We start from the raw sequence: 6,534 nt of genomic DNA, 5'->3' as shown, positions 1-6,534 counted from the left end.
GGTTATACCCTAAGAGCAAACCACCCTTTTTAAGGGTGGTTCTGATTATCCCTCTCCGCCCGCTTGACCAAAATCTTGCCGCAAGCTTGACGAATGCCGGATGCCCAACAGCTTGATTCATTCCATACCAGATTCTATGCAAAAATGCCACTAAAAGGTCGTAGACGGTAGCGGGTGCTAGGCGAGTTGAATGACATAGCTGAACCTTGTTCATTTGCGTTACACTGCCGTTTAGATGGGACAAGCTGACAAGCTCATTTACCTGCTTAAAGACCGATTAGTCGGGGGATTAATAACAATCGGCCCTCGCTGTACAAAAACTTGCCGCTTGCGTACCAAAAGACAACCTAGAACACAAGGTCGCTCTATTCATAGCGCGGCTTGTATGGTCTTGCGGTTACAGTGTCCATACGGTCGAGTTGAGGAGCGGGCATGGTAAACGATTTGGACAGTATAGACGACCTCGAGCTGATGCCGCTGGGCGGAGGCTATATGGTGCGACGCGAACGCTTGATGAATGAGCTTCTCGCCAAGGGCCGAAAGGCCGGCATCGTGGTTCTCTATGCGCCCGACGGGTTTGGGAAGACCTCGGTACTGCTGCAGTACACCCATGAGGTTAAATGCGACCCGACGCGAGGCCCCGTGCGGATTATCGAGGCCGATCGCGCCACTGGGCGCGAGGTGTTTATGCAGCTCGAGGTGGTTACCGAAGAACTCAAAGACAAACCGCACTCCCTTATCGCGATTGATAATGTGCCAAACCTCGATCAGCACGATACCGAAGACCTCATCGACAGGATTCGCGGCCTGCGCGCTATGGGGGTAGGGGTCTTTATCTCCTGCCGTCCTTCAAATCGTCAACTGATTCATGGGCTGGGCGATTCGGTTAAGATCAATGCGCAGATGCTCAAGGTGCATGCCTATGAGTATTCGGCGTGGGCATCGGCGTTTTCGATCAGCACATCGCTCGACTTTTATCAGCTCACGCAGGGCGTGCCCGAGCTCGTTTCGGCATTGCAGACGGGTCTGTATGGCCAAGGCGACGTAGCCGGTCTGCTCGAAAACGAGATTGTCAACGTATATGGCGCGGCACTTGTCGATCTGGCTTCGCTCGACAATAATGCACTGTTTTGCGTGGCATGTCTCATGATTTTGATGGGCGAGGGCAATATCGCAGAACTCGAGGCTTGCGGGGTGAGGCTATCGATGGTCGACCAGTCCTACTTTGTACGCGACTACCCGATCTTTGGCTTGGATCCCGCCGAGCGGAGTTTTACGTGTCTGGGCACGGAGGATAACGGACGCTTGCGCTTGCGCAAGTTGGCGGCCGAGGTTCGCCCCGAACTTGTTCCGAGGGCGGCCCGGATTTTGCTTAAGGCGGGTAGATGCGATGCGGCGATGGGCCTGGCGGACGCCTTTTTGGACCGTGATGCGGTCCTTGAACTTGCTGGGCAGTATGGGGTCGATCTGGCTCTGACGGGGCACGGGGCCGATATCTGCCGAGCAGCGCTGGGCACGATCGATGCCGAGGATCCGGCTCCAGAGCCAACGCCTGCCGAGGCGCTTGGCGTATATCTGGCAGCGGTCAGCGTGTCCAATACAAAGCTCGCTCGCTATATGGCATCGGTCATCGAGCGCGGGGGCGAACGGGCGGCCTGCGAAATAGACCCTGTTTCATGGAGGGTGGCCCAGACACTGACGGCTGTTTGCTATGGGGACAACGGGCTTGGGCTTCCTACGAACCTGGCCGTGCCAGAAATCGAGACATCCCATACCGCGCACAATATGTTGTCTGCGCATATCGAGGTCAAGCGCTGCCTGACCGAGCGGGGAGATGACGGCGGCGTTCTACAGCAGCTCAAAACGAGCAAGGCCTACGACTGCGAGCTCGACATCGCGGGGATTGTTATACGGGCCGATAGCATGCTGGTGGAGCTCTTTGACGGGTCGTTTGCGGGAACCGACGAGCGCGACGACGAGATGACGGTGGTGCGGGAGGCGCTCGACGTACGTGGGCTTAAGGCGATGGCTATCTGGGTGCGCATGGTGCTGGCGGCACGGCGGCTCCTTTCCGGCCTGCCGGTAACCGACGACGCGGCGTTCAACGAGCTCGATCGTTTTGCCGTGCGCATGCGCGATAACCAGATTCAGCTGTTTGGCCTGTTGCTAGAAGGCTGGCAGTCGCTGGCAGAGGGACGGCCGGTTAATGCAAAGTTCCGTGCGGTCCAAGTGCTCAAACTTGCCGAAGAGTCGATTGCGTACATGCGCGATAACGCATTGCTGCTGGAGCGCGCGGCGTATCTGCGTAACACCTCGATGGTTTCGGTACGTGAGGAAGCGGAGTTGCTCGATATAAGCCAGACGCAGGTTGGTGGAGCGGAGGCCTGGATGGTGGCGCTGCATTTGGCCTGTGCGGGCCGAGACAGCGATCTTGCGGCCTGGATGTCCATGAATCGTGCGGGGATTCTGGAGCCATCGTATCGGCTCTTTGCGCGCCTTGCCATGCATTGTCTGGGCGAGCCGGCGACCAGGATTCGCAAGAAGCTTCCCGTGCGCGAGCTGTCGCGGTACTCGCTGCGCGACGATTTGGAAGGGGAGGGCGAGCGCCTGTTCCAGGCCGGCGAGGTTGAAGCCGTTGATACCATTGACCATATCGAGATTCGCATGTTTGGTGCGTTTCGCGCCGAGCGCGACGGGTTTCCCATCACGGACAAAATGTGGCGCCGCAAGAAGGCGGCGACACTTGCCGAGCGGCTTGCGCTGGGCATGGATGCGCTCGTCGATCGTGAGACGCTGGCCATGGAGTTGTGGCCCCATGCCGAGTTCAATAGCGCCCGCAACAACCTGTACTCGACGATATCGCGCTTGCGGTCGGCTTTGGGACCGACGCCGGATGGCAAGTCGTGTGTGCTCATCCAAAATGAATGCATCGGACTCAACGGCGACTACGTCAAGACCGATGTACGGCTGTTTGACCAGATAAGCCGCGAGGTTTTGGGAAATCGCACGGGTGCGCGCGGGCCCCATTTAGTTGAGCTGTGCCTTAAGATTGAGCAGCTTTATGCCGGACCGCTGTATGTTCCCAATGGCTGTAACCCCACCTACTTTTTGCGTATGCGACGCATTATGCAGTCAAAGTACATCGATTGCATGATTAAGGGAGCAAATGCCGCTCTAGAAGAAAACGATTTGCAGTCGGCGATTTGGCTGGCGGAGTCGGGGCTTCGGCAGGAAACAGCGCGTGAGGATATGGTGCGCTGCGCCATGCGCGTCTACAGTGCGGCGGGGCGGCGGCGCGATATCGTCGAGCTGTACAGCGGGCATATGCACCATCTAAGGGAGCAGGTCAATGGCGTGCCCGAGCCCGAGACGCGGCGTCTATACGAGCGCTTGGTGGAGGGGCGGCTCAATCGCGTGCTGGTCGAGCGATAAAAAACGGGCGCCCGAAGTACTTGGGCACCCGTAAGCTTGCTATGTGTTGGCTCGCCGGATCATTGGCTCTTAGACGAGCTTGATCTTCTCGATGTCCTTGCGCGAGGACTCGCGATACAGCGAGAACTTGCGGCCGATGACCTGGACGACCTCGGCGTGGCAACGCTCAGCGAGCTCTTCGGCGGCCTCGCGGGCGGAAAGACTGGAGCCATCGAGCACGGAGCACTTAACGAGTTCGTGCTTCTCCAGGTAGGCGACCGTCTGCTCGACGGTGCCCTCGTTGACATCGGACTTACCGATGATGATGGCGGGGTTGAGGTGATGGGCCATGCTGCGAAGCTGCTTGACCTGGGCTCCTGTCAGTGCCATGGGTTCTCGCTTTCTATGTATGGGGCGCCCCGCGACGGGGCCTTAATCTACGTGAGCTGTCCCACGATAGCGCAGGAACGGCGCGGTGTGGAGCGTGTTTGCCCAGTTCAAAAAGAATGCGGATGCCGAGGTGATGGGCAGCGCAGGCTGTGAACGGGCTACGAGCGGGATTCAGAGACCGGTTCCCATGCAATAAACGCCCAGCGAACCTTACGGACATGGTCGAGCATATAGCGCCCCTGCGACACGCCCTTGGAGCCCGGCTCACCGGCATGGGGATTCTCGATCATGTGTTGGGCGATGTAGTCGCGCAGACGGTCGACCTTATCCTCGTTGCCATGCTCAAGCATGCGGGAAAAGTCCGCCACGCCTGCCTCAAGGCTGTCGAAGGTATCGCGACGAGGCGATTCAAAGTATGTAACCTGCGGCAACGCACCCATCTGAATGAGGATGTTGAAGGAGTACACAAAGCCATTGCTGCAGGTAACCGAGGCGCCGATAGCGTTCATCAAGTGCAGATCATAGCGCGGGCTGGAGTTAGCGACCATCGTGACAGCACAACGCCGACGAGCCGTACGGTCGAGCTTGGCAAGCGCACCTTTTAGATCGGTCGTCGTAACCGACCGACTGGCAAAGGCAACATCCACCGCTTTCGCGACCGGTCCAACCAAATCCCAATCATCATCCCAAGCAAGCTCAAGCGGCGTAATGCGATCCTCGAGCCCATAGTACTCAATGCCAGCATCAAGGGTGCCCAGCATGGCAGGGGAGAAATCAGCCGCAATCACAGGATGCCCAGCCTGAGCAAGCGGAATAGCAATCGACCCAGCCCCGCACCCCATATCAAGCACCGATTCACCAGGCTCAAGAGCAAGCAATTTCATAAAATCCCGGGCATACGGAGCAGTCTCAAGAGGTCGAAAATGTCGAGCCCGCTTATCCCATTCAAAAGAATCATCAGCCCGATGCCGAGCGGCCTGCAGGCGCATCCATTCGCCATTCCAATCAGCGGAAAGAAGCTCAGAGCGAGCGTCCCCATCAACCACGGGCCAACCTCCTAGCAACAAAAAAGCGACTCCTCCCAAAAGAAGAGCCGCAACCAGCATATATCAGAAAGAACCGATCCAACGCCAAACCGCCATACCAGCAAAGTAGGGCAGAAGCGAAGCGACTGCCAAAGGGATAGAACCCAACCGAGGGCCCGTTGTGCGGGAGCCCCGGGGAGGGCAAATATATAAGGTCGATCGCGAGTTCCGCACGAGCCGGAGAGCACTTAATGTGCTCTCCGTGCGAGTCAGGACTGTCCGAGCAGGCGACCTTATATATTTGCCCTCCCCGGGGCTCCTCGCCAGCACCCCTCAGCTAGTTCTTGAGCGAGTTCAGCGGTGCCGGGAAGCGTCCACCGCGATGGGCAAGCACGGTGCCGGCGTTGGGGTTCACCGGCATGATGGGCGCACGGCCGAACAGGCCGCCGTACTCGACGCAGTCGCCCACGCCCTTGCCGATGGCAGGAATCACGCGGACGGCCGTGGTCTTGTTGTTGATGACGCCGATGGCCATCTCGTCGGCGATGATGCCGGCGATGGTCTCGACCGGGGTGTCGCCGGGGATGGCGATCATGTCCAGGCCGACGGAGCACACGCAGGTCATGGCCTCGAGCTTCTCGAGCGAAAGCGCACCGGCCTCGACGGCGGCGATCATGCCGGCATCCTCGGACACGGGGATAAAGGCGCCCGAGAGGCCGCCCACGCTGGAGCTGGCCATGACGCCGCCCTTCTTGACGGCATCATTGAGCATGGCGAGCGCGCAGGTCGTGCCCGGGCCACCGCAGGTGCCCACGCCGATGATCTCGAGGATGCGGGCAACGGAGTCGCCGATGGCAGGCGTAGGTGCGAGCGAAAGGTCGACAATGCCCTTCTCGACACCCAGACGACGGGCTGCCTCGCGGCTCATGAGCTCGCCGGCACGGGTAATCTTAAAGGCGGTCTGCTTGATCTTCTCGGCGACTTCCATCATCGATGCAGAATCGGGCAGCTTCTCCAGGGCTGCGGCCATCACGCCGGGGCCCGAGACGCCTACGTTGATGACGGCGTCGGCCTCGCCGCCGCCGTGGACGGCGCCCGCCATAAACGGGGAGTCCTCGACCATGTTGGCAAAGCAGACAAACTTGGAGGCGCCAACGGAATCCTCATCTGCCGTAAGTTTGGCGGCATCGATGATGGTCTGCGCTGCCATGAGCACGGCATCCATGTTGATGCCGGCGCGCAGGCTGGCGACGTTGACGCTGGAGCAGACGCGGCTGGTGGTGGCGAGCGCCTGGGGGATGGACTGGATGACGCGGCGGTCGGCGTCGCCGATGCCCTTCTGGACGAGCGCGGAGAAGCCGCCCAGGTAATCGATGCCGAGCGTCTCGGCTGCGCGGTCGAGGGCGTGCGCGATGGGGGTGAGGTCCTCATCCTTGCAGCACGCGGCGATCTGCGCCACCGGGGTGACGGAAACGCGCTTGTTGACGATGGGGATACCGTACTCGCGCTCGAGGTTCTCGGCGGTCTCGACCAGATGCTCAGCCGTGTGCGTCACGTGGTCGTAGATCTTCGTGCACATGCGGTCGAGGTTCTCGTCACCGCAACCCATGAGCGAAACACCCATGGTGATGGTCCTGATGTCGAGGTTCTGCTCCTCAACCATGCCGCGGGTTTCCGCGATTTCTGCGGGCGTGATCGCCATCCTTGC

The 6,534-nt window shown here is 59.6% G+C and carries 5 protein-coding genes; 1 reads left to right on the top strand and 4 read right to left on the bottom strand.

Translation table 11 applies throughout. The features are described 5' to 3' along the window. Positions 1-214, bottom strand: a 214-nt coding sequence (locus DWZ15_RS10750) for a hypothetical protein (protein WP_233544762.1), incomplete at its 3' end; no start/stop codon positions are given. A 218-nt stretch (positions 215-432) separates the two neighbouring features. On the opposite strand from DWZ15_RS10750, the gene DWZ15_RS09085 reads away from it, so the two are divergent. Then, on the top strand, positions 433-3,432 hold the full coding sequence (locus tag DWZ15_RS09085; RefSeq protein WP_118450577.1) for a BTAD domain-containing putative transcriptional regulator: 3,000 nt from the start codon (positions 433-435) through the stop codon (positions 3,430-3,432). A gap of 69 nt (positions 3,433-3,501) precedes the next feature. Here DWZ15_RS09085 and DWZ15_RS09080 read toward each other — a convergent pair whose 3' ends face one another. The 3 genes from DWZ15_RS09080 to DWZ15_RS09070 form a co-directional block, all read right to left on the bottom strand. Beyond that, the gene (locus DWZ15_RS09080; protein WP_006234690.1) at positions 3,502-3,801 is read right to left on the bottom strand and encodes a YhbY family RNA-binding protein; all 300 of its coding nucleotides are present in this window, start codon (positions 3,799-3,801) and stop codon (positions 3,502-3,504) included. A 158-nt stretch (positions 3,802-3,959) separates the two neighbouring features. Further along, positions 3,960-4,685: a methyltransferase domain-containing protein gene (locus DWZ15_RS09075; protein ID WP_118450575.1), complete on the bottom strand. Its 726-nt coding sequence runs from the start codon at positions 4,683-4,685 to the stop codon at positions 3,960-3,962. A gap of 478 nt (positions 4,686-5,163) precedes the next feature. Next, positions 5,164-6,528, bottom strand: a complete 1,365-nt coding sequence (locus DWZ15_RS09070) for a PFL family protein (RefSeq protein WP_118450573.1) — start codon at positions 6,526-6,528, stop codon at positions 5,164-5,166. Between the last annotated feature and the right edge of the window lie 6 nt (positions 6,529-6,534).

It is taken from the genome of Collinsella sp. AF29-7AC (assembly GCF_003475665.1).
GTDB lineage: Bacteria > Actinomycetota > Coriobacteriia > Coriobacteriales > Coriobacteriaceae > Collinsella.
This window is presented reverse-complemented; position numbering and strand designations above follow the sequence as displayed.

Coding starts and splice junctions, on each gene's coding strand:
- DWZ15_RS09085 (WP_118450577.1), top strand. CDS start 433: ATGGTAAACGATTTGGACAGTATAGACGACCTCGAGCTGATGCCGCTG.
- DWZ15_RS09080 (WP_006234690.1), bottom strand. CDS start 3,801: ATGGCACTGACAGGAGCCCAGGTCAAGCAGCTTCGCAGCATGGCCCAT.
- DWZ15_RS09075 (WP_118450575.1), bottom strand. CDS start 4,685: ATGAAATTGCTTGCTCTTGAGCCTGGTGAATCGGTGCTTGATATGGGG.
- DWZ15_RS09070 (WP_118450573.1), bottom strand. CDS start 6,528: ATGGCGATCACGCCCGCAGAAATCGCGGAAACCCGCGGCATGGTTGAG.